General features: G+C 57.4%; 1 protein-coding gene. It reads right to left on the bottom strand.

Annotated features, from left to right (window positions below; genetic code table 11):
- Positions 1-4: 4 nt before the first annotated feature.
- A partial coding sequence (locus ACTHSL_RS13780) for an asparagine synthase-related protein (RefSeq protein WP_440381731.1) occupies positions 5-263 on the bottom strand: 259 nt, incomplete at its 5' end.

The raw sequence follows: 263 nt of genomic DNA, 5'->3' as shown, positions 1-263 counted from the left end.
CTTCTTATCGGGCGGGATTGCTCGAATCAATCCCGCCCGATAAGAAGGCGCCGATGGGCACATCCGAAATCATGCGCAAGCGTACCGCTTCAGTCAGTTTCTCGCGCAAAGCCACACAGACATCCGCTTCGCTGAGCCTCAGCTTTGGCGCATAAGACAACGACCAATACCGCTCAACTTTTGGTGCGGGCGCAGCCGCGTTCAAATCGAGCGTGAGGAAATGCGCGGGCGGCAGTTTGAAGATGTGGCGAAAGCCGGTGTGC

The organism is Neisseria sp. P0008.S010, from assembly GCF_051962715.1.
Classification (GTDB): Bacteria; Pseudomonadota; Gammaproteobacteria; order Burkholderiales; family Neisseriaceae; genus Neisseria; species Neisseria elongata.
This window is presented reverse-complemented; position numbering and strand designations above follow the sequence as displayed.